At 49.0% G+C, this 20,611-nt stretch carries 15 protein-coding genes and 1 tRNA gene; 7 read left to right on the forward strand and 9 right to left on the reverse strand.

Annotated features, from left to right (window positions below; genetic code table 11):
* The first annotated feature begins 115 nt into the window (after positions 1–115).
* Entirely contained in the window at positions 116–421 is a 306-nt protein-coding gene (locus tag SIB80_RS09265) for a glyceraldehyde-3-phosphate dehydrogenase (RefSeq protein ID WP_413351546.1), read from the forward strand.
* 515 nt (positions 422–936) lie between these two features.
* Here the strand turns inward: SIB80_RS09265 and SIB80_RS09270 are convergent.
* Positions 937–1,989, reverse strand: coding sequence for a chlorophyll a/b binding light-harvesting protein (locus tag SIB80_RS09270; RefSeq protein ID WP_011130418.1), 1,053 nt, complete (start codon positions 1,987–1,989; stop codon positions 937–939).
* A 3,419-nt stretch (positions 1,990–5,408) separates the two neighbouring features.
* Here SIB80_RS09270 and SIB80_RS09275 point away from each other — a divergent pair.
* Positions 5,409–5,669 (forward strand): hypothetical protein, encoded by a 261-nt coding sequence (locus tag SIB80_RS09275; RefSeq protein ID WP_063403168.1) that lies wholly within the window; start codon positions 5,409–5,411, stop codon positions 5,667–5,669.
* A gap of 672 nt (positions 5,670–6,341) precedes the next feature.
* On the opposite strand, the gene SIB80_RS09280 is transcribed toward SIB80_RS09275, so the two are convergent.
* Both SIB80_RS09280 and SIB80_RS09285 read right to left on the reverse strand, forming a co-directional pair.
* Positions 6,342–6,539: a hypothetical protein gene (locus SIB80_RS09280; RefSeq protein WP_063419260.1), complete on the reverse strand. Its 198-nt coding sequence runs from the start codon at positions 6,537–6,539 to the stop codon at positions 6,342–6,344.
* Between the two features lie 193 nt (positions 6,540–6,732).
* A tRNA-Lys gene (locus SIB80_RS09285) sits at positions 6,733–6,804 on the reverse strand.
* Positions 6,805–7,030: 226 nt separating this feature from the next.
* On the opposite strand from SIB80_RS09285, the gene SIB80_RS09290 reads away from it, so the two are divergent.
* The 4 genes from SIB80_RS09290 to pepN all read left to right on the forward strand — a co-directional run bounded on the left by SIB80_RS09290 (position 7,031) and on the right by pepN (position 13,107).
* Entirely contained in the window at positions 7,031–7,147 is a 117-nt protein-coding gene (locus tag SIB80_RS09290) for a photosystem II protein Y (RefSeq protein ID WP_011130420.1), read from the forward strand.
* A gap of 75 nt (positions 7,148–7,222) precedes the next feature.
* Entirely contained in the window at positions 7,223–8,656 is a 1,434-nt protein-coding gene (gene trmFO, locus SIB80_RS09295; RefSeq protein WP_063419204.1) for an FADH(2)-oxidizing methylenetetrahydrofolate--tRNA-(uracil(54)-C(5))-methyltransferase TrmFO, read from the forward strand.
* A gap of 102 nt (positions 8,657–8,758) precedes the next feature.
* Positions 8,759–10,321 carry a carotenoid isomerase gene (gene crtH, locus SIB80_RS09300; protein ID WP_063419203.1) on the forward strand — a complete coding sequence of 521 codons (1,563 nt, stop codon included), beginning with the start codon at positions 8,759–8,761 and terminating at the stop codon, positions 10,319–10,321.
* Between the two features lie 167 nt (positions 10,322–10,488).
* The gene (gene pepN, locus SIB80_RS09305) at positions 10,489–13,107 is read left to right on the forward strand and encodes an aminopeptidase N (protein WP_063419202.1); all 2,619 of its coding nucleotides are present in this window, start codon (positions 10,489–10,491) and stop codon (positions 13,105–13,107) included.
* Between the two features lie 8 nt (positions 13,108–13,115).
* Here pepN and SIB80_RS09310 read toward each other — a convergent pair whose 3' ends face one another.
* Positions 13,116–14,348, reverse strand: a complete 1,233-nt coding sequence (locus SIB80_RS09310) for a glycoside hydrolase family 10 protein (RefSeq protein WP_063419259.1) — start codon at positions 14,346–14,348, stop codon at positions 13,116–13,118.
* Positions 14,349–14,709: 361 nt separating this feature from the next.
* On the opposite strand from SIB80_RS09310, the gene SIB80_RS09315 reads away from it, so the two are divergent.
* A complete protein-coding gene (locus SIB80_RS09315; RefSeq protein WP_063419200.1) occupies positions 14,710–15,147 on the forward strand; it encodes a hypothetical protein in 438 nt (145 codons plus the stop codon).
* A gap of 397 nt (positions 15,148–15,544) precedes the next feature.
* Here SIB80_RS09315 and SIB80_RS09320 read toward each other — a convergent pair whose 3' ends face one another.
* Genes SIB80_RS09320 through lysA form a run of 5 tightly spaced genes read right to left on the reverse strand, consistent with a single transcriptional unit; the run spans position 15,545 to position 20,568 of the window.
* Complete coding sequence (locus SIB80_RS09320) at positions 15,545–16,477, reverse strand: rhodanese-related sulfurtransferase (protein ID WP_063419199.1); 933 nt, start codon at positions 16,475–16,477, stop codon at positions 15,545–15,547.
* Positions 16,474–17,481, reverse strand: coding sequence for a biotin synthase BioB (gene bioB / locus SIB80_RS09325; protein WP_063419198.1), 1,008 nt, complete (start codon positions 17,479–17,481; stop codon positions 16,474–16,476). The genes SIB80_RS09320 and bioB overlap by 4 nt, the downstream gene beginning before the upstream one ends.
* A gap of 20 nt (positions 17,482–17,501) precedes the next feature.
* A complete protein-coding gene (locus SIB80_RS09330; protein WP_011130429.1) occupies positions 17,502–18,299 on the reverse strand; it encodes an isoprenyl transferase in 798 nt (265 codons plus the stop codon).
* Positions 18,296–19,177 (reverse strand): diadenylate cyclase CdaA, encoded by an 882-nt coding sequence (cdaA, locus tag SIB80_RS09335; protein WP_063419258.1) that lies wholly within the window; start codon positions 19,175–19,177, stop codon positions 18,296–18,298. Before cdaA ends, SIB80_RS09330 begins: the two co-directional genes overlap by 4 nt.
* 23 nt (positions 19,178–19,200) lie before the next feature.
* Positions 19,201–20,568: a diaminopimelate decarboxylase gene (gene lysA, locus SIB80_RS09340; RefSeq protein WP_011130431.1), complete on the reverse strand. Its 1,368-nt coding sequence runs from the start codon at positions 20,566–20,568 to the stop codon at positions 19,201–19,203.
* Positions 20,569–20,611 lie beyond the last annotated feature (43 nt).

Consider the following 20,611-nt stretch of genomic DNA (forward strand, 5'->3'; position numbering starts at 1 on the left):
TGGTATCAAGATATTCTGATAAATTTAGGCCTACAGATGGGGCATCACAAGCAATGAAGAGTAACTTCAACTTTGCAATCAGATAATTCTAATTCGCCCAAGAAATGCTAGAACTATGAGGTCTTCGCTCACCCCTGGAATTATGGGACGAAATGTAGGTGATCCAATTGACCCACTCGACGGTGCTCCCAAGTGGATGCAGCGGTGGCTGGCTCCACCTATTATTTGGTGGCGTGGTGTAGAGGATCAACAAGTTAGTGCCATTCATGCACTTTTACTTGGTGGGCCTGCTTTATTTGTAATGATCCTTTGGTTCTTTGGCGTAAATGCTGATCCCAATGGCATTGGATCCGTTGCAAGTTGCCCGGCAGAATGGAAATGCCTAGGGCTAGGCTGGCTTTTAAATTTCAGTGGTGCCTGATAACAAGAGAATCCACGATAAGTCCTAATGAATTTAAAATTCAAATAGGTTTAATTAAACCCTGCACATAAGTGCAGGGTTTTTCTTTTGCAAAAAAATCAAGCCATCTATCCACAAAAGGGAGTAAAGCTACGCCCCCACCAAGAAGAAGGAGGCAGGTGGGGTAGTGGGTTTAAGCCATAACCAACAAAGCCACAATCTACAAAACCAAAATAGTCCAACTCTATTCGTGAGAAATAAGACTGGAGGCTTTTTAAAATGATGAGTTTTTTTAGATGTGTTCTGTTTAGCTTGAGAGTTATACATTCATAAAATCAGAACCAGCAAAACCATTCCAAGTATTTTGCTTGAAGCCCGTTTAGCCCTGAACTTCATAGATGGCAGGATTGAGCTTAGAAAAATCTGTAAAAACGTAGAAAGAAATATTCAATCAATGGACAAATCAGACTATTCCTAAGCAAAAAAAAAAGCCCTGCACATGAGTGCAGGGCTTAATTTAATTACTGGAGAACCAATCAGTTCAGAGTAATTGTTGCGCTGTCGGCATTGCCGATAGCATTGGAAACTCTCTTGAAATCAAATCCGAGAGCTCTGAGGGCATGCCACAGATGACCTTGGATATAGAAGAATCCCAAGTAGTAGTGAATGTTGGTCAACCAAGCACGTGATGTGTAGGTTCCTTCAGGAAGATTTGCAGTGTCAACCCAATAAGGAGAGATACTGAATTTGAGATCTAGAACTTCACCGAAGAATGTATCTGGATAAATGGTTGTGTTAGAAGCACACCAGAAGGCAGCAACTAAAGCCATCCAACCTACACCTGCAAGGGCCCATGAGAGCTGAGCTTCAGCACTAAGGATTCCTTTGCCTTTAAATGTGGTGTACTCACCAGCTTGCTTGGTAACAATGTGCCAAAGGCCACCAGACATCATGAACAATGCTAGGAAGGCATGGCCGCCCATTACATCTTCAAGACTATTAATAGCTAGGAAATTAAACTGAGCATTCCATACCATGCCAATGTTCAGGTTTGGTACTACAGTTCGTACTACCCCTTCTGCATTGTCATACAGGCCGTAATACTTAGCCCATTCAACAAATTGAACGTTGCCAAGGCCTAATAGGAATAGGTGATGACCAAGAATAAAGGTCAACTTGTCTGGATCATCCCACTTAAAGTCAAACTTTCTAGCCCACTTAACTCCCATTTCGCCAATGTCTCCATTGAATAGGAGGGAGTGCATAAGTCCGCCAGCTGCATAAACCATGGATAGAACCAGGTGCAGGACTGCCGTCACAACAATTGGGTAAGTATCAGTTATGACACCACCATCACCTACGCCTATTCCCAGAGTTGCCAGATGAGGGAGGGCAACCAGAGGCTGATGCCCCATGGGTACTGAGGGGTCATAACGGGAAAGTTCAAATAAGGTGAACGATCCTGCCCAGAAGGCCATCAAACCTGTGTGGGCAATATGCGCTGCCAGGAATTTTCCTGATCGATTTGTAGTTCCAGCATTTCCTGCCCACCACCCATAGGTGGGGTTAGGATTTCCATAAGTTTGCACGAGAACGGAGCAAGAGAAACGCCAGCAGCATTATGAACCTTTACTAAGGGATTCACCTAGAACCTGTAACAACACTCCACTTGAGCAGCAAATTAGTGCTAATTACCTAGGCGTTTATGCTAAAAAAATCGATTTTTTAGGTATAATTGCTTACTGTCGGTCAATTTACTGGCACACTCTGCCTACGTTTAGAGGCGGTTCTTGCTAAAGGCCGAATCTCTCGCAATCCACTCAGAAGGCCTGCCATGGTTCAGACAAGATCAAGTCTTGAAGACATAGGCCTTCCAGGTCCAGAAAATAAGGTGCGTTTTTTTTCTAGAGATTCAGTTCAACCGTTTCCAGAGGAGAGGTGCCAAACACTCGCTGGAAATCGATTCCCCAATCGTTTGAGAATCAGCTTTTGTCATCGTTCAGTTTCTATGCGTGTCTTAACAACGCTATAAAGAAGCATCTGATCTGATTCCGAGAAAATCCACTAGTGGCACTTCAATAATCTGTTAAAAACAGCCAAGCTAATTAGCGTCACATAGTTCATGGTTGATCTTTGGCTAAATCAATGTAAAAACAATTTATCAGCTCATCAGCTTAGTTCAAGCTAATATTAACCCTGCAATAATGCCTTACTAGTAAAAAGACTCAAATCACGAGGTTGTCTGCATACTTGTGAAGGGGTAAATCTCTTGGATCGCAAGGGAAAAGCCAAAGGGAACCATTCAGGTCCTTTGCTTGGATGTTTCTTATAAAAAGAATCAAGTCAATAAACATGATTAGAAAACCAATATTAGTTCCTAGTCCAATCATGGGCTTTCACTAGGCAATGAATTGAAAAAGTGTATGGCTCATTGATTCTCAACACTCAATTTTTTTCGCCAAGTAAGGTTATTTTTTACTTTTAATGAGGAGGGTTATCAATGCGCCAAACAACCAACTTGAAGTAAGCATAGCAAGCACCACTGCGGCAATAGTAAGAGTGCTTGGACCACCCGCTTCGTTCAAAAAGTGCATTTCATTTCAGCTCCGATCGATTTCGAATGGCTTTGCTCAACATGACAGCAATAAACGGAATGTGAATTGCATACTTCTGCAATTTGATCCTCTACTCCAGGCGTACTACTTCCCCAGTGGCTAAGCGATCAATGATTTCCTTAACTCGATTAAGGGTAACTGTAATAAGCGAGCGAACAGCCATTGCTTTAATGAGGTGTGCACCACTGCACAAATCTCGCCACAAATCCACTAAGTCGCAACCAAGTCTCAACAAAAAGATGGGCTCGGAAGCACCAAGACTCCCTTACGGTCTAGCAATGAATCACGGAACTAGATCCGCATCCTCTTGAAACTACCCAAACACGATGCTGATGAAATCAATCTGAGCGGACTCCTCAGAGGTCCGTCAACGTAAGCGAAGCCTCCTCAACAGGTCAAACCGCAATCAGGCCAAGGATCATCCCTACTCCTTTGCGGTACAAGAGCGGAGTTCAAACAACTCTCAGGACAAAGATTCACGAATGCATTGCCCGAATTTCTCCCACTGAAGGTCGGTAATATTGTCGGTGCCAAATGGGATGCCAATTTGCTTTGAACAAAGAACTCTGCGCGACTCTGCTTTAGCATTCATCTGTTGGGGATATTGGTCCTGAATACATATTCCCATGGCAATTAAAAGACATGTGACGGCGAGCTGTGATTTCATCTTTTGGATAGCGTGAGGGCTCTATGCCCGTTGTCTACCAGCCTGATTTCATGAAGCAGAAGAAACCTTGTTGCCTCTCACTCATCTTCGTGATCTTGATCACATGATGGGTGTAAGAAGAAGAATGCAAGGTCTCCCCTTTGCAAGATCTTTTGAAAACCCCTTCTCAAGGAAATTATCACCTGCAAAAGCTTTGCTCTTTGCGCATGATTAGGACCTCAAAAACTCCTCAGAAAAGTCATTTGCTGTTGGGGGAATTCGTAAACCTTTGAGGCATTACTACGCAGACTTCAGATCTCCAGCAATCAAGCGCATCATTCTTCTACATCTCCTCCTTAAACTTATTTTCTCCTATACGCTGCAATTGATCTTGCATGGATTGGCAAAATCAGCAGAGAAACTACTCGCGGAGCAAATGGTTTGAGTATCTATCTCGAAATTATTTTCAGGGAGTTCCATTGCTCCAATCAGTCTCAATGGTCTATTAAATAACACACCGGGAGCATCTATTGCCAAGATCCTTTTAGACTAAAGAACCAAAGCTATCGGCAGCGAAGGATCAACACAGGGTTTGATCAGTGTGTCTTCAAACTAGAGATGGATACACCAAGGGCATAAGCGTGGATCCATCAACAGTCCAGGGGAAGTAGTGGTTCTGCAATCCGCAGCAATGGGCCCTGGAAAGCAGACTCTGTCTGTCAGTTATTAGGGTATTTTAGATAGCACTGCAAGCAAGTTCAGAGTTTATCTTGATCCTGCTTATAATCTTTCATGTCACTAAAGAGAAGCTTTCCAAGGTTGGCTCTCCTCATCAACCGCCAACCAGCCAGGTTCTCTTTATTGCCTCTCAAGCAGCCTGGAAGTCTGCCAATTGTTGATTTTCAACATACTATTTAGCACTTTAGCAAGCCAACAAGATCAACTGCCAACAACCTCACTGCCAAAGTGAATATGTAGCAGGCGTTTAAACCTTTAATCATTAATTTTTTAGTTTTATTCCCCTGTTTAAATCATTGCGCAAAGATTAACTTAAAAAAATTTGTTCAAGTGAAGTATGATGCCCAATCTAAAGATAAAAAAACTTATAGAGTCAACGCCTACAAGAGCTTGATAGCTTTTGAAATTTCAGGCTATTCCAGTTGCAAGTATCCTCTCAGTGCCCCCCTAAACGGTTATTTTTAATGCATGCATCACTCCTCATGCAGGACACAAATCTGGGTTCCACCCCCTAGAGCTTCTGATTTGCTTTCAGCACCAGATTCTTCCTTGCTTAACAATGACTACAGAGAACCCAACCCCATAAACTGGAATATCGAAGTGGATCCAGGCTCACAGCTGAGCACAGTTCCGAATAGATCATGCCTACAACAGTGAGGATTGACAAAAAACAGCTCTAAGTCATTTGGCTAACTCTTTCGACTTCGATTTTCTAGCTGATTTGCTTTCTAACAGTTCGAGTAGAGCTTCCAACTGGGCCATAGCAAATCAAACATCACCAGGGTGAGGGAGCACTGTTTCTTCAAGCACCCCTGCATGCATGACCCGCAAGGCCTTGCGGAGGCCCTGAAACTTGACCTTGACCTATTCTACGTGTCTCACTTGCTGTAGACATCGAGAAACTCTTTTCCGAAAAGGCCTCTGCACTTTGTCGGGAAGTGTGTCGTATAACACTCATGAGCACAAATACGCAACAGAGTGCATTTGTCCACCAGAACCGAGAACTGGATTGAAAAACGAGCTACTCCATGGGTCGGTCAAAGGGGAAAGAAGCTATTCCCTGGGCTATGACGTTGAAATAGCCATTGACCCCGACAAGCCAATCAAAGAAGAAGTGGCAAGAACCTTCGAAGAGGCGACGCAACTCAAGCCAGTCCTCATCGAAAATCCACTCGTAGCAATCGACGCATCAAGCTGGAGCTGGGTCGTCGAAGATGACGAAGATAGTGACGAATTCCTAGTGGTCTTCAAGAAAGTCGCTCAGGAGTGACAAGGCACGCACGAGTTTTGCAAGCTGACCACAACAATCTCAACAAAACTACAACCACAGCGTTCAAACGCAAAAGGGCCAAAGCTTTTTGGCCCTAGCCCCTTGGTGTGATTGAGATGGGTCGTGTGCGATTCGAACGCAGGGCCAGCCAGTTTCAAAAGCCGGATGGAAACCCTGAGATGCGCTGCTCCAACAAAACAGTACGACAAAACTTACGCGTCCATTGACACGAACGCGATCCACTCCCCCTCAACCAAAGGGGTTTATCCCGTTGCCTTAGGTATTCCGAAGCCACCTAAGCTAGGCATTTGAAGCTATCAAAAGGTTTGAGCTTGGGATATGGCACTCAAGCCGGGGGAGCTAAAGACCAGAGTGGATGTGAGCAAGAGCCGAGAACTGGATCAACAAACGAATCAAGGATGATCGAAAGAAATCAAATGACTCAACTCCCAGAACGATGACGTTGCAATAGCCATTGACTCCGACAAGCCAGTCAAAGCAGAAGTTGCAAGAGCCTTCGAAGATGCGACGCAACTCAAGCCAGTCCTCATCAAAAATCCACTCGTAGCTCTCGACGCATACAGCTGGAGCTAGGTCATCGAAGATGACGAAGACAGTGGCGAAGTCCTAGTGGTCTTTAAAAATCCTCTCAGGAATGTCAGCTCATGTGGTTTACTTCTTCGACTTCTTCGCTGACTTGGGTTCAAGGACTTCAAGCAGCTCTTCCAATTTGGCCATCGAGGCACGCACCTCGCCGGGTTCGGGCATCGTGCTTTCCTCCATCACTTTCGAATGGATATCCCGCAATTCCTTGCGCAGAATTTGGAGCTTGCTTTTGATGTCCTCTCGTTTTTCAGCGGCTGTCGCCATTGTTCCTTTTAATACGATTTTACCCCTCAAGATAAGGGTTGATTCTTCCTATCCCCTGCCAAAGTCCTTATCGCAATGCTCGACATGAGCCGATTCCCAACGCAGTACTCCGAAGTCTTTGATGGCTCTTCAGGGCAAGAAAAAAACCAGTCAGCAAGGGCACTTTCGCCGAAACTGACTGGCCTGACTGAAGTGGGTCGCCTGCGATTCGAACGCAGGACCAGTCGGTTAAAAGCCGAATGCTCTACCGCTGAGCTAGCGACCCGCCCTTTGGGCATGCCATTCAGGCACGCATGAAAAATTATCATGCAGCCTATCGAGCAAAAAGGACACCTTGGCAAAGTATCCATGCAGCCACCGCATCAACTGAAGATTAAGGACCTAAAGTGGTTGATGAAAATTCGATCAGCTGCTGAGGCCAAGCATGCTTGGCCTTATGTAAGTCCGTAGAATCGGTTCTCTGCAAAATCCACTAAGCGATCAGCCCTCTCATGATTCTCATCGTTCTCCTCCCTATTTTACTTGCCGCCACCTGGGCCTTTATCAACATCCGCGGTGCTGCTTTAAAGCAACAGGGCTTGGGGCTTGTCAGCAAAAACAAAGGCTAAAAATCCGCAATGGCCATCCCCAAATGGCCACTACCTAAGCTCGAGTTCAGGCCAAATCCCGAATGACCTGAACTCTTGAGTTCCCTCCCTACTGTGCTTGTCATAGGAGCTGGCCTGGCTGGTTCCGAAGCTGCTTGGCAAATAGCACAAGCAGGCGTGCCTGTCAGGCTGATAGAGATGCGGCCGATCAAGCACTCACCAGCTCACTACAGCAGTGAATGTGCAGAGCTGGTCTGCAGTAATAGCTTTGGTGCTCTGAGTAGCGATCGTGCGGCCGGCCTACTCAAGGAAGAGCTGCGCCGGCTGGGCTCAATCGTGATCCGCACAGCCGATAGCCACGCCGTACCTGCTGGTGGTGCACTAGCTGTCAATAGGGCTTCCTTCAGTGAATCCCTTACCAAAGAACTCTCTGCCCATCCACACATCACGATCGAGCGTCAAGAGCAGGAACACCTTCCAGATGAAGGACAAATCACTGTTCTGGCAACGGGTCCTCTGACCAGTGAATTGCTTGCAGAAAACCTACGCACCTTCACCGGCCGTAGCGAATGCCACTTCTTTGATGCCGCCAGTCCAATTATCGAAGGCGAAAGTATCGATCTCACGCTGGCATTTCGGGCAAGCCGCTACGACAAAGGTGACGCTGACTACATGAATTGCCCGATGGACAAAGGGCAATACCTTGCCTTTCGGGAAGCACTGCTCAATGCTGAGCAAGCCGAACTCAAAGAGTTCGATAAGGAATCTGCCAAGTTTTTCGAGGGCTGCCTACCAATCGAAGAGCTTGCTCGTCGCGGCGAAGACACAATGCGCTATGGCCCACTCAAACCAATCGGACTCTGGGATCCCCGTTGGGGCGATCTCAATGATCGAGACGTGCGTCGCTCCAAGCGGGCTTATGCAGTTGTGCAACTGCGCAAAGAAGACCACGAGGGTCGTCTCTGGAATCTGGTGGGCTTTCAGACCAATCTCAAATGGAGCGAACAAAAGCGAGTTCTAAAAATGATTCCAGGCCTGAACCAGGCTGAATTCGTGCGTTTTGGGGTCATGCACCGCAATACCTTTCTCGAAGCCCCGCAGCTACTTGAACCAACCCTGCAATTCAGCAAACGATCCAACCTCCTCGCTGCTGGACAGATCACCGGCACAGAGGGTTATACCGCTGCAGTAGCTGGAGGCTGGCTTGCTGGAAACAATGCAGCGAGATTGGCAATGGGTCTCAACACCATTACGCTTCCTTCTACAACAATGATCGGTGCCCTTACACACTTTGTGAGTGACAGCGACTGCTTTAGGGGCCGCAAAGGTGAGTTCCAGCCGATGCCCGCAAATTTCGGCCTTCTGCCAGAACTTGCAGAGCGAATCCACGCTAAACGCGCACGCTACGGTGCCTACCGAGATAGGGCGCTCAAGATGCTTGAGGAAGCCCAGCAACAATGGGGCACGAGAAAGGCCCCTGTCCAGATAGGGAGTTCATCATCGTCTCGAGCAGGGCAAGCATCAAACTGATTCTTTAATCTCTCCAGCAAAGCTGCCGCAAACTTCACAGTCAGAGTTGACGGGTTCAGAGTTGCATACAAGCCCTTAGCGTCAAGCTGTTGAGACCATGCCATGGAACCTATCCGCATCGAAAAAGACGCAACACAGCCTTGGGATGCTGTGGTTATCGGTTCGGGCATCGGCGGCCTGGTCACCGCCAGTCAGCTAGCTGTCAAAGGTGCCAAGGTTCTTGTTCTGGAGAGCTACACAATCCCAGGTGGTAGTAGCGGCTCATTCCAGCGAGAGGGCTACACCTTTGATGTAGGTGCATCAATGATCTTCGGGTTCGGAGAAAAGGGATACACCAACCTGCTAACCCGAGCCTTGGCCGATGTGGGGGAGCACTGTGACACCCTGCCGGACCCCGCCCAACTCGCCTACCACCTTCCTGGAGGATTAGAGCTCGCAGTTGATCGGAAATACGAGCAGTTCATTGCTGATCTCACCGCACGCTTCCCCCACGAAGCGAAGGGGATCCGTCACTTTTACGACATCTGTTGGCAAGTGTTCAACTGCCTGGATGCAATGCCACTGCTATCGATCGAGGATCCCACTTATCTGGCCAAAGTTTTTTTCAAGTCCCCCCTGGCCTGTCTCGGTCTTGCGCGCTGGTTGCCCGTCAACGTGGGTGATGTAGCCAGGCGTCACATCAAAGACCCAGAACTGTTGCGGTTCATCGACATTGAATGCTTCTGCTGGTCAGTGATGCCTGCCGACCTCACACCGATGATCAATGCTGGCATGGTGTTTTCAGATCGCCATGCAGGTGGCATCAACTACCCCAGAGGAGGCGTTGGTGTGATAGCCCAAAAACTCGTCAAAGGCATGCAACGTCATGGTGGTGAGATCCGCTACAAGGCACGGGTCACACGAGTGGTGCTGAAAGATAATCGTGCTGTTGGTGTACAGCTAGCAAATGGAGAAATCATCCACGCCCGCAGGGTGATATCCAACGCCACTCGCTGGGACACATTCAGCGGTGAGGGGTCCAAACAGGCCCTGGTGGATGCAGAACACACACCCGCAGCGGAGCAGACCTGGCGACGCCGCTATGTGCCCTCGCCATCCTTCCTCTCTCTTCACCTTGGAGTCCGTAACGATGCCATTCCAGCCAACAGCCACTGCCACCATCTGCTCCTAGAAAGCTGGGATGAAATGGAGAGTGAACAGGGTGTCGCATTCGTCTCTATGCCGACTCTCCTGGATTCATCCCTGGCGCCAGAGGGGCATCACATCGTCCACGCCTTCACACCATCCTCAATGCAGGCATGGCAAGACCTAAGCCCTGCGACCTACAACAGCAAAAAGCAAGCTGATGCTGATCGTCTAATCAGGAAACTCGAAAAAATCCTGCCTGGCCTAAGTCAAGCCATCGTTCACCGAGAGGTGGGCACTCCTCGTAGCCATCGACGTTTCCTAGGACGATTTCAGGGTAGCTATGGGCCAATCCCCTCAAGTCGTTTACCAGGCCTTCTCACCATGCCCTTTAACCGCACTGGAATCAAAGGGCTTTATTGCGTCGGCGACTCTTGTTTCCCTGGCCAAGGCCTAAATGCAGTTGCTTTTAGTGGCTTTGCCTGCTCCCATCTCATCGGTGCCGATTTAGGGATCAACCCCTGGGCCCTGCCCAATTGAGCCATCTTCTAGATCTTCATAGAAGGCAATCGCTACCCAAACGAACTTGAAGTACAAGGCAGCAGCAGAAATTGTTCCGCGGTATGGCTAGCACATCTCAATTGCTGTTATCAGGAAATTAGCGAGGAAGCTCAAGCTCAAAAATCTCTACAAACAATCACTCCCCCATGACAACAGCAACCACCCGATTAGCAAATTACAGGCCATATCCCTTCCAGATTCCTAACATTGAACTGGATGTTGTTGTCGAAGAACAGCACATCGCGATCTCCAGCTCCATGCAGATCGAGCCTGCCTTGACAACCAAAGTTCCTTTAGTCCTTCAAGGGTTAAACCTGAAGTTGGACTCCATTGTTATAAACGGCAGTTCTGTACCAACGGATGCCTACAGCCTATCTAGCAGTGAGTTAGTTCTCCATCAGCCACCAATTCATCCTTTTGAGTTGAAGATCATCTGCCGAATTGATCCCTTCAACAACACCTCACTAGAAGGGCTTTATGCCAGCGAGAGCATGCTCACAAGCCAATGTGAGGCAGAAGGCTTCCGTCGCATCTGCTTCCATCCTGATCGTCCGGATGTGCTCAGTCGCTATCGAGTACGAATTGAGGCGGATCGGACGCGCTATCCAGTGTTGCTCTCGAACGGAAATCTTGTGAGCAAAGGGCCTTTAGCTAAAGATCCAATGCGACATGAGGCAATTTGGGACGATCCCTATCCCAAGCCTGCCTATCTCTTTGCTTTGGTTGCAGGGGCACTTCAGGAAGTTCAGGCTCATTTCAAAACCACATCTGGACGCTCAGTTCTATTGCGTTTGCATGTTGAAAACGGAGATGAGCCCTACACCTCTCACGCCTTGGATTCTCTGAAAAAAGCTATGACCTGGGATGAAAAGGTCTATGGGCTGGAGTACGACCTGGATGAATACAACATTGTGGCAGTGCGCCACTTCAACATGGGTGCAATGGAGAATAAGAGCTTAAATATATTCAACTCAAAACTTGTATTGGCTGATTCCGAATGTGCCACCGATGGTGAACTTGAACGAATCGAAAGTGTTGTTGCTCATGAATATTTTCACAACTGGACTGGCAACCGTATCACCTGCAGGGACTGGTTTCAGCTCTCCCTAAAAGAAGGTCTCACTGTATTTCGGGATCAGAGCTTCACAGCGGATCTGCATTCAAAAGCAGTGAAACGCATCGAGGATGTATCAATGCTGCGAAACACCCAATTTCGCGAAGATTCAGGCCCTACATCTCATCCAGTTAAACCTAGTGAGTACAAGGCAATTGATAACTTCTACACCACAACTATTTACGAAAAAGGTGCGGAGTTAATCCGCATGCTTCACACCCTGCTTGGGCAGCAACGCTTCATGGCAGGAATGGCGTTATATGTGCAGCGTTTTGATGGCACTGCTGCCACCACAGAAGATTTTATCCACTCCATTGCTGAAGGGGCCTGCGCAAATGGGGAACAACTTGGGTTTGATCTTGATCAATTTCAGCGTTGGTATCACCAAAGCGGAACTCCTCAAGTCTGCGTCAAACGCCACTGGGATTCTCAAGTCGGAACACTCACACTTGAGGTCAGCCAATTCACACCACCAACGCCTGGTCAACCCTCAAAAGCACCTCTAGTCATTCCGATGGCCCTCGCCGTGATCGGCCAAAATGGACGCATCGGCGAAGAGAAACTGGTTGTGTTGGACCAAGACACACAGAGCGTCTCACTAAGGGATCTACCAAGGCAAGCAAAGCCTCCGGCTCTATCGATATTTCGTCGTTTTTCAGCTCCGATCACGTTGCAGATGGACGTCTCAGTCGACGAATCGTTACAGCTACTTGCTCTTGACGACGATCCCGTCGCTCGATGGGAAGCAGGCCAGAGATTATGGAGAAAGATCCTTTTAGCAAGGGCTCGCAAGCAAGCTGACAAGCCACTTGAAGAACGTTTAGCTCTAGCGCTAAATCAACTGATCACCAGTGGAGGAGAGAGTGATCCCTCTTTTCTGGCGATGTTATTTGGCATGCCAGGACTAGCTGAACTGGAGGCCGCCCAGGATGTCGCCGATCCATTGATGCTCTATCAGGTCTATCAATCACTCAAGTCATGGTTGGGAGTCAAGCTTTCAGATCCGCTCCAGAATCTGCTTGAACGTAGTCGATTGAATTGGGGGGCTCAATGGCCAGCTGGACAAGGTGAACGCATGCTCACAGGACTGACCTGGAGCTGGTTAGCGGCTGCTGGTGATTGCGAAGTTCGCAAGGAAGCAGTTGAAGCAGTCAGCGGACCCTCGATGTCTTTGGCTCGAGCGGCCCTTCGGGCACTACAACCCGTTGAATGTACTGAGCGAGACGAAGCTCTCAAAAGCTTTTACGAGCGCTGGCAAGATCGACCAGTGATCCTAGATACCTGGTTTGCTCTGGAGGCATCCACTCCACGGTCAGATGGGCTTGAACGAATCAAACAGTTGCTAGATCATCCCCGCTTTGACCCAATGGCACCCAACGCGATAAGGGCTCTCCTTGGTGGTCTCGCTTCAAATCCACCTGTATTTCACGCTATTGATGGAAGTGGTTACAACTTCATGGCTGATCAGCTCATCGCCATTGATCAACGCAACCCAATCACTGCTTCACGCATGGTGAAAGTGTTCAGTCGTTGGCAAACTTATGCTCCCTCAAGGAAAGAGGCGATGCACCGGGCCATCAATCAACTGGCCAGTGCAGAGCTATCTGCAAACACCAGAGAAGTGGTCACGCTCATGCAGCCAGAACACTAGAAGTAAGCCTAGTTTTTCTTCTCATGCAATTGCTTGAACTGCCTGAGGCGCTGAATTCCACCCTCGATGCCAGCGTGCTGTCCCCAGAGCCCCTCCCAATAAAAATAAATCACTCCATGGCCGCGCTCAGCTGCCATTCGAACCTTTTCAGCCAAAATCGGCATGGGCGTGGTGCGTTTGCCGAATCCTGCCAGCACACCAATATGCACAGGGACACCCAATTGAGGTGCTTTGCGTAAGGCCGGCTGGTCGAGATCCTTCGCAAATCCCTTGAGCGAGTAGGCGTAGTTCTGCACAACCAACTCGTCTATCAATTTGCCTACAGTCCAAAGCTCCCAGTCTTGAAGCCAGTTGTTGTAAGCAAATCTGAAAGGCCCAGGGGCAAGGCTGATGTTGACAGGTAGCTTTTCCTTCTCCAATGCTTGCCTCAGTTCTCTAAGCAAACCGGTCAGTTTCCGCCTTCTCCATTGCATCCAAAAGCGGTCGCTGTAGTCCCGGGGCGGAGAGGAGCCGGTTTCTTGTTGATAAAGAGCCACGGTGTAAGGGTCATAACCAAGCTGCACCGGCCAAGCAAAATGATCATCAAGCTGAACGCCATCCATCTTGCAGCGCTTCATGACCTCAATCACTACGCCAATGAATCGCGCACGAACCTCTGGATGGGCTGGATTAAGCCAAACCCGCTTGTGATTCCCATGCATCTTCACAACTGGGTTGCCATCAGCTCTGGCAAGAACCCAGTCGGGATGAAGCTTAACCACCTCTGCGTCATCAGGCTCCATCAGCCCGTATTCAAACCATGGCAACACCTTCATACCGCGGGCATGACCTTCTCGACTCAGGGTGCAAATAGGGTCGAGAGCCAAGCCTGCTTTCTGAAGGGGCCCTTCTACAGGGGCATAGTTGCTGCGATGGAAGGTAGACCCCCGACTCCAAACATTGAGATAGAGCGCCGTGAAGCCTGCGCGATAGAGATCTTTCACCGCCTTATGCATCAAGTTACGGCTGTAATAAAGAGGGCTCGGACTATTGGTCATCCAAACACCAACAATCGGCAACTGATCACTTAAATGCCGCAAGCTTGATTGGGCCACTGATAGGGAAGTTGATGCCTGCGCTGAAATTGGGCATGGTTGAGAAGTCATCAACAACACAACCACTAACACTCTCAAGTAGGGATAGCGCCACCAAAAGCTGAGTAATGGCATCGTGTTATCAGGGCATGGCATATTTCTTGGCATGACGCCAGATTCAACCAAAAACAGGATTTAAGCAAAGCGTGGAGAAGGGTTGAAGTTGTAGAAAGGTATCTAGTACTGAAAGATGAGCATAAATAGACTGCTTGCTAGCAAAGAAGCAAAAGAGATGAAAGAACGAAACCAATCGCACTTCATCGTTATTGAGCCCCCACAGATCCTTGCTAACACTCAGACCAACGGACAATCCCAAAGGCATTGATCGCAACACGTATTTTTGTCTGGCCTATGGGCAAAGGTCTACCTGAAGACCACGGTCAAACTTAGTCATGCTTTGCAGTGCTTCTGGTCAGATTTTTCCATGCGCAACCCCGCAAGATAAAAAGGTCAACTTTTGGAGTTCTCGATGAACTTTTCCATACGTTCCAAAGCCCTTTGGCTGATTCCTTGTTTTGCCCTTACTGGTTCGGCCTTTGTCGTCCGCGATGCTGACGCCAACAAAGGTGGCCAAAGTTTTGGAGCCAAGCTTAGCGAAGCTCAGCAACAGAAGCTTTTTGAGGCCCGCAAAGAATGGGAACTAAGTAGTGCAGACAATCGGATTGCCATCATCAATGCTTCCCAGAACTGTATTGATGCTGCCCAAACACCAGAAGCTTTTCGAAACTGTAAACAAAAAGGACGGCAATCTCATAGAGCCTTAAAAGAGCAACGCCGCAAAAAAATAAATGCCACCCTAAAGAACATGGGGCTAGAGCCTATGCAATCACACCTTAAGCATGGCCTTCGCAAAGGCAGAGCAAACAATCAAAGAATTGGAGATAAGCTGAGATCAAATCAAGTTTAAAGCCTCAAAATTTGCTTCTTATTTACTGCTTTAGATCAGTTAGGAATGTATGGCTCCAACTCTCTTAAATCCATGAGAGTTGGAGCCACACATGCTACTTGACTTTCCACGAAGATGTTCCGGAAGAAAAATACTGAGTCTCTAACCAGACTTCTCTAATCAATGCAAGCAAGCGATTCATTCAACGTTGCAAGATTCATTGCTCGAACAAAACCAACTGTTCATGCATACATTTAACTAGCATTCCTTCGTGAGAGTAGCCAACGAAAAAACTTCACTTCAACAAGAGCCAGATTACTGGAAAACCTGCTTGGAGATATTCAACTGCTCTTGGCATAAACTTAGCCAATCTCTAACTAAAAACCATACAGACACACTTTCTTCATCGCTGTGTTGTCTACTTCCTAGAACTGTGTTCCATCTGCCGTTGTCTTTCAGCAAAGCGAATACGGTCCGTATCACTAAATTGATCCACGCAGTGGCGACATTGAACACCAGGCAGATAACTATTGATCGTCTGATCCTCAGGGGTGAGGGGCATTCCACAGGCATGACAAAGACAATGGACACCAGGTGAAAGCTGATGATTCAAAGCCACACGTTGATCAAAAACAAAACACTCTCCTTGCCAGCGACTTTCAGCTTGAGATACCTCCTCAAAATAACGAAGGATGCCACCACGAAGATGATGGACGTTAGTAAAGCCCTTCTCAATCAGATAAGACGTAGCCTTCTCACAGCGAATACCACCTGTGCAATACATGGCTATTCGTGCTGGAGTTTGTGCTTTAACCATCGAACGCAACTGCTGTTCTACCCAAGCAGGAAAGTCGCGGAAGCACTTCGTTTGGGGGTTTATTGCTCCTTTAAATTCCCCAATCGCAATCTCATAGTCATTTCGCGTATCGATCAAAAGAGTATCTGGATCATCAATTAGATCATTCCATTCATGAGCGTCCACATAAGTCCCCACCGTCTTTGATGGATTCAGGTCGGCAAGACCCATGGTCACAATCTCTGCCTTACGGCGAACCTTGAAGCGACGAAAAGCCTGCTCAGGCGTCCAGCTAATTTTCAGTTCAAACAAACCCTTGATCAAATCGCGTTCTAACCTCTCAAGCAAAGCGCTAACACCACCAACCGATCCACAAATCGTTCCATTCACCCCTTCCTCTGCTAACAGCACAGTTCCCATCAGTTGATGTTCATCCCCAAGGCTCAGCAGATCCTGCAATAAGCAGGCAATAGTGACCTCAGGCCAAGCAGTAAAGGAATAGAAAGTCGCTACCTGAAATAGATCTGCAGAGGTCTGATCATCTTGCAGATTCATTCGTTACTCTCCTCCCAATTCGCATGAACTCCTGCCTGAGAGAGAAGTTCGCGATCAGTTTTTACATCAGGATTGCTGGTAGTTAGCAAACTATCGCCGTAAAAGATCGAATCAGCTCCCGCTTGGAGACAAAGGATCTGAGCCTCTCGACCAAGCTGCTCACGCCCTGCGCTTAGACGCACACGACTGCGAGGCATCAGAATTCGAGCCGTCGCAACCATGCGCACCATCTCTAAAGGATCCACCGCAGGGAGGTCCTGCAATGGCGTGCCCTCCACTGCCACCAGACCATTAATTGGAACACTCTCAGGATGAGGGTTGATATTGGCTAGTACACAAAGAAGAGAGGCTCGATCCAGCGTTGATTCCCCCATCCCGATGATGCCCCCACAGCAAAGCGTGATGCCAGCTGAACGAACCTTCTGAAGGGTTTCGATTCGCTCTTGGTATGTGCGCGTTGTGATGATCTGGTCGTAGTACTCAGGGCTGGTATCAAGATTGTGGTTGTAGGCAGTCAATCCCGCATCTGCCAACCGAGAAGCCTGCTTTTCAGTCAGCATGCCGGCAGTAACACAGGCCTCTAGTCCCAACTCCCGTACACCACTCACCATCGCAAGCATGGCTTCAAACTGGGCACCATCTCTGATCTCCCGCCAAGCCCATCCCATGCAGAAGCGATCCGCACCAGCATCTTTGGCGGCCCGTGCGCGCTCAAGCACTGTTTGGATCTGAACCACTAGATCGGGCTGCCCTTCAACATCACTACTGTTGTGCATGGACTGGGGGCAATAAGCGCAATCCTCCTGGCATCCTCCCGTCTTCACGCTGAGCAAAGAAGCCAGCTGCACCCGATAGCCAGGGTTTGCCGTCCGATGCACAAGCTGGGCCTGCCAGAGCAAGTCCATTAGTGGTCGCTGCAAAAGTTCCCGCACCTCATCCACTGTCCAGTCATAACGATGAACAACGGGTTCAAAGGTGAGATCCTTGGCAATAAGCACGGTCATGGAACGACTGGAGCCAACGGTCAAGATCCCAGATGATTCGCTGCGATTGGATCCAAACCGCCGAAACGACGACAGCGTGACTGGTAATCAAAAAGAGCTTTTGTCAAAGCTACTTCATCAAAATCAGGCCAGCACACATCGGTGACGTGAATTTCTGCATAGGCGAGTTGCCAGAGCAGAAAATTACTGATCCGTCGCTCACCACTGGTGCGGATCAGCAGGTCTGGATCAACCTCACCAGCTGTGAGCAACTCAGCCTCGAAACTGTTCTCATCAATCAAAGTTGGATCAAGATCCCCTCTTGCAGCGCGTTGTGCAAGTTTCTGTGCCGCTAGCACCAGTTCACGTCGACCACCGTAATTGGTGCAAACATTGAAGTGAATGCCATTGTTCCTAACAGTGAGCTCGGTGGCCTCACTGATCAACTCCTGCAGACCTGATGGGAGACCCTCAAGGTCTCCCAGGAAACGAATCCGTACCTTTTCACGTTCAAGTGACTCCAACTCCCTCTGCAGCACACGCTCAAACAGAGTCATCAAGAAATTCACCTCATCTCCAGGGCGAGACCAATTCTCCGTAGAAAAGGCATAAGCCGTAAGGGCGCCAATGCCCCAGTCACTGCAAAGACGAAGGGTTCTCTTGAGAGCTTCTACGCCAGCGCGATGGCCAACCATCCTAGGCAGCCCCCTGGCCTTGGCCCAGCGTCCGTTCCCATCCATAATCACAGCCACATGGTTAGGTAGCCGATAGGGATCAAGCCCCGAGGGACATGCACAGACCTTTGGATGGCCTGAACTAGTGGCCGAACGGCGGCTCACGGGAGTGGTTCCTCGATAGAGCTGCTCACGCTAAGCCTGGATGAAGCTTGTGTAGCAACAGCCGAAGCTTTGACTGGACTAGAGGCCCCCTTCGTAGCTGCTGCTCCTAATGAGGAACCAAGCAACTCCTTAAGCAAATCCTCCAGACGACTACTGGTGATAGGCCGTTCAAGCCGGCCCTGGCTTGCAAGAGACAATGTTCCAGTCTCTTCGGAAACCACCACACAAATACAGCGATCAAAACGTTCTGTTATCCCCAAAGCGGCTAAATGTCTCGTGCCATAACGGCTGATGCCCTGCCGCGAGAGGGGCAGAATCACACCAGCAGAAACGATCCGATTCCCCTTTACAAGTACGGCCCCGTCATGAAGGGGCGTATCAGATGCAAAAAGATTCAGCAGCAACTCACTACTTAGCTGGGCATCGATCAGCACACCAGGGTTAAGGAAGTCTTCTGGACGAAGATCACTACCCATATCAACAACAACCAATGCTCCACGGCGGCTCTGAGATAAACGTCCAGCCGCCTCAGTAAGCTGGGCAACGGTGCTGGCGGTGGCCCGTAACTCGTTCTGAGGATTGCCAAGAAGAACGGCCAGACGACCTGTTCCCAGTAATTCCATCAAACGTCTCAGTTCCCCCTGCCAAAGGATCGCTAATGACAAAGAACAAGCCAAAACCAGCGCATCCACCAACTTTGAAGTGAGCGGAAGATTTTCAAAGCGCTGCACAAACCAAGCCAAGGCAACCAAAAAGAGGTAGCCCCTCAACAACCACAGGGTGCGCCGCTCATTGACCCTAGAAAAAAGCAAGACGCCAAGGGCCGAAGCAAACAAAACATCGAGCAGGCGCGGATCTACCACCCCCCACAAGTTCACTCCCACTCCCCAGCCTTGCTTGCTCAGCCTAACGCTAAAAATCGTTCCGGCATAACGTCATATCGCAGAAGATCTTCTGGCTGCTCCCGCCTCTGCACCAACTCCGAGTGGCCTGAATGAACAAGTACCGCTGCAGGTCGTGGGATGCGGTTGTAGTTAGAACTCATAGAGACGTTGTAAGCCCCTGTCGCAAACACCACCAAGACGTCTCCACTGCTGGCATATGGCAAAGCAAGGTCCTTAAGCAGAACATCTCCAGATTCACAATGCTTGCCAACCAGAGTGATCGTCTCGTCTGGCGAGGCCAACGGTCGGTCAGCAAGGCAAGCTGTATAGAGAGATTGATACGTGATTGGGCGGGGGTTATCACTCATCCCTCCATCGACAGAAAGATAGGTGCGCAGCCCTGGGATGGTCTTGCGTGATCCAACCCGATAAAGGGTGACTCCGGCAGCAGCGACCAGAGAGCGACCCGGCTCACACATCAACCGGGGCAAATCCAGGTTGCGAGAACGACAGGCTTGATTCACTGCCTCGGCAACCACCTTGACCCAGTTATCAATTGAAGGTGGATCATCAGAGCTGACATATCTGACACCTAGGCCTCCTCCAACGTTGAGATCCATGACTGGATGACCCAGGCGCCTAGCCAGTTGCAGAGCACCAGCCATCACATCTGCCAGATCCTGATGAGGTTCCAATTCAAAGATCTGCGATCCAATATGAGCGTGGAGTCCCGTTAAGCGTGCCCAGCGACAGCCGAGTAACTGATTCAGAACTGATTCAAGCTGATCTGGATCAAAACCAAACTTGCTATCAAGATGGCCGGTGCGGATGTACTCATGGGTATGGCATTCGATACCCGGAGTGAAACGCAACATCAACTTTGCAGGATCTGCTCCAACAGGCACCAGTTGTGAGAGGCGATCCAGATCATGCTGATTATCAGCAACGATTGTGACACCATTGCGATAGGCAAGCAGCAGCTCCTGATCAGATTTGTTGTTGCCATGAAGCACAATGCAATCGCCTGGCACACCTCCCTTCAAAGCGGTAAGCAACTCACCTGCTGAGACCACATCCAACCCAAAACCTTCTGAAGCCACCAGGCTGCTCATCATCAATGAGCTATTGGCCTTAGAGGCATAGATAGGAAGAGATGGCCCTGGATAGTGACGCTGTAATGCCCCACGGTATGACTGACAAGCTGCCCTCAAAGTGGCTTCATCAAGCACATAGAGAGGGGTGCCATAACACTCCGCCAATTCGCTCAGTTGACAGCCTCCAACGATCAAGCGTGATTGCGCATCAAGTTCGGTTGTAATCGGCGCGAGGTTGCAATTGGGGCTAAGGGGATCCCGTCCAGGCTCATAGGGGCTGGATGACATCATGGCGATAGACGAGGAAATTAGTTAGAGGGATCAATGTAGGGAT

It is taken from the genome of Prochlorococcus sp. MIT 1327, assembly GCF_047304785.1.
Lineage (GTDB): Bacteria > Cyanobacteriota > Cyanobacteriia > PCC-6307 > Cyanobiaceae > Prochlorococcus > Prochlorococcus marinus_D.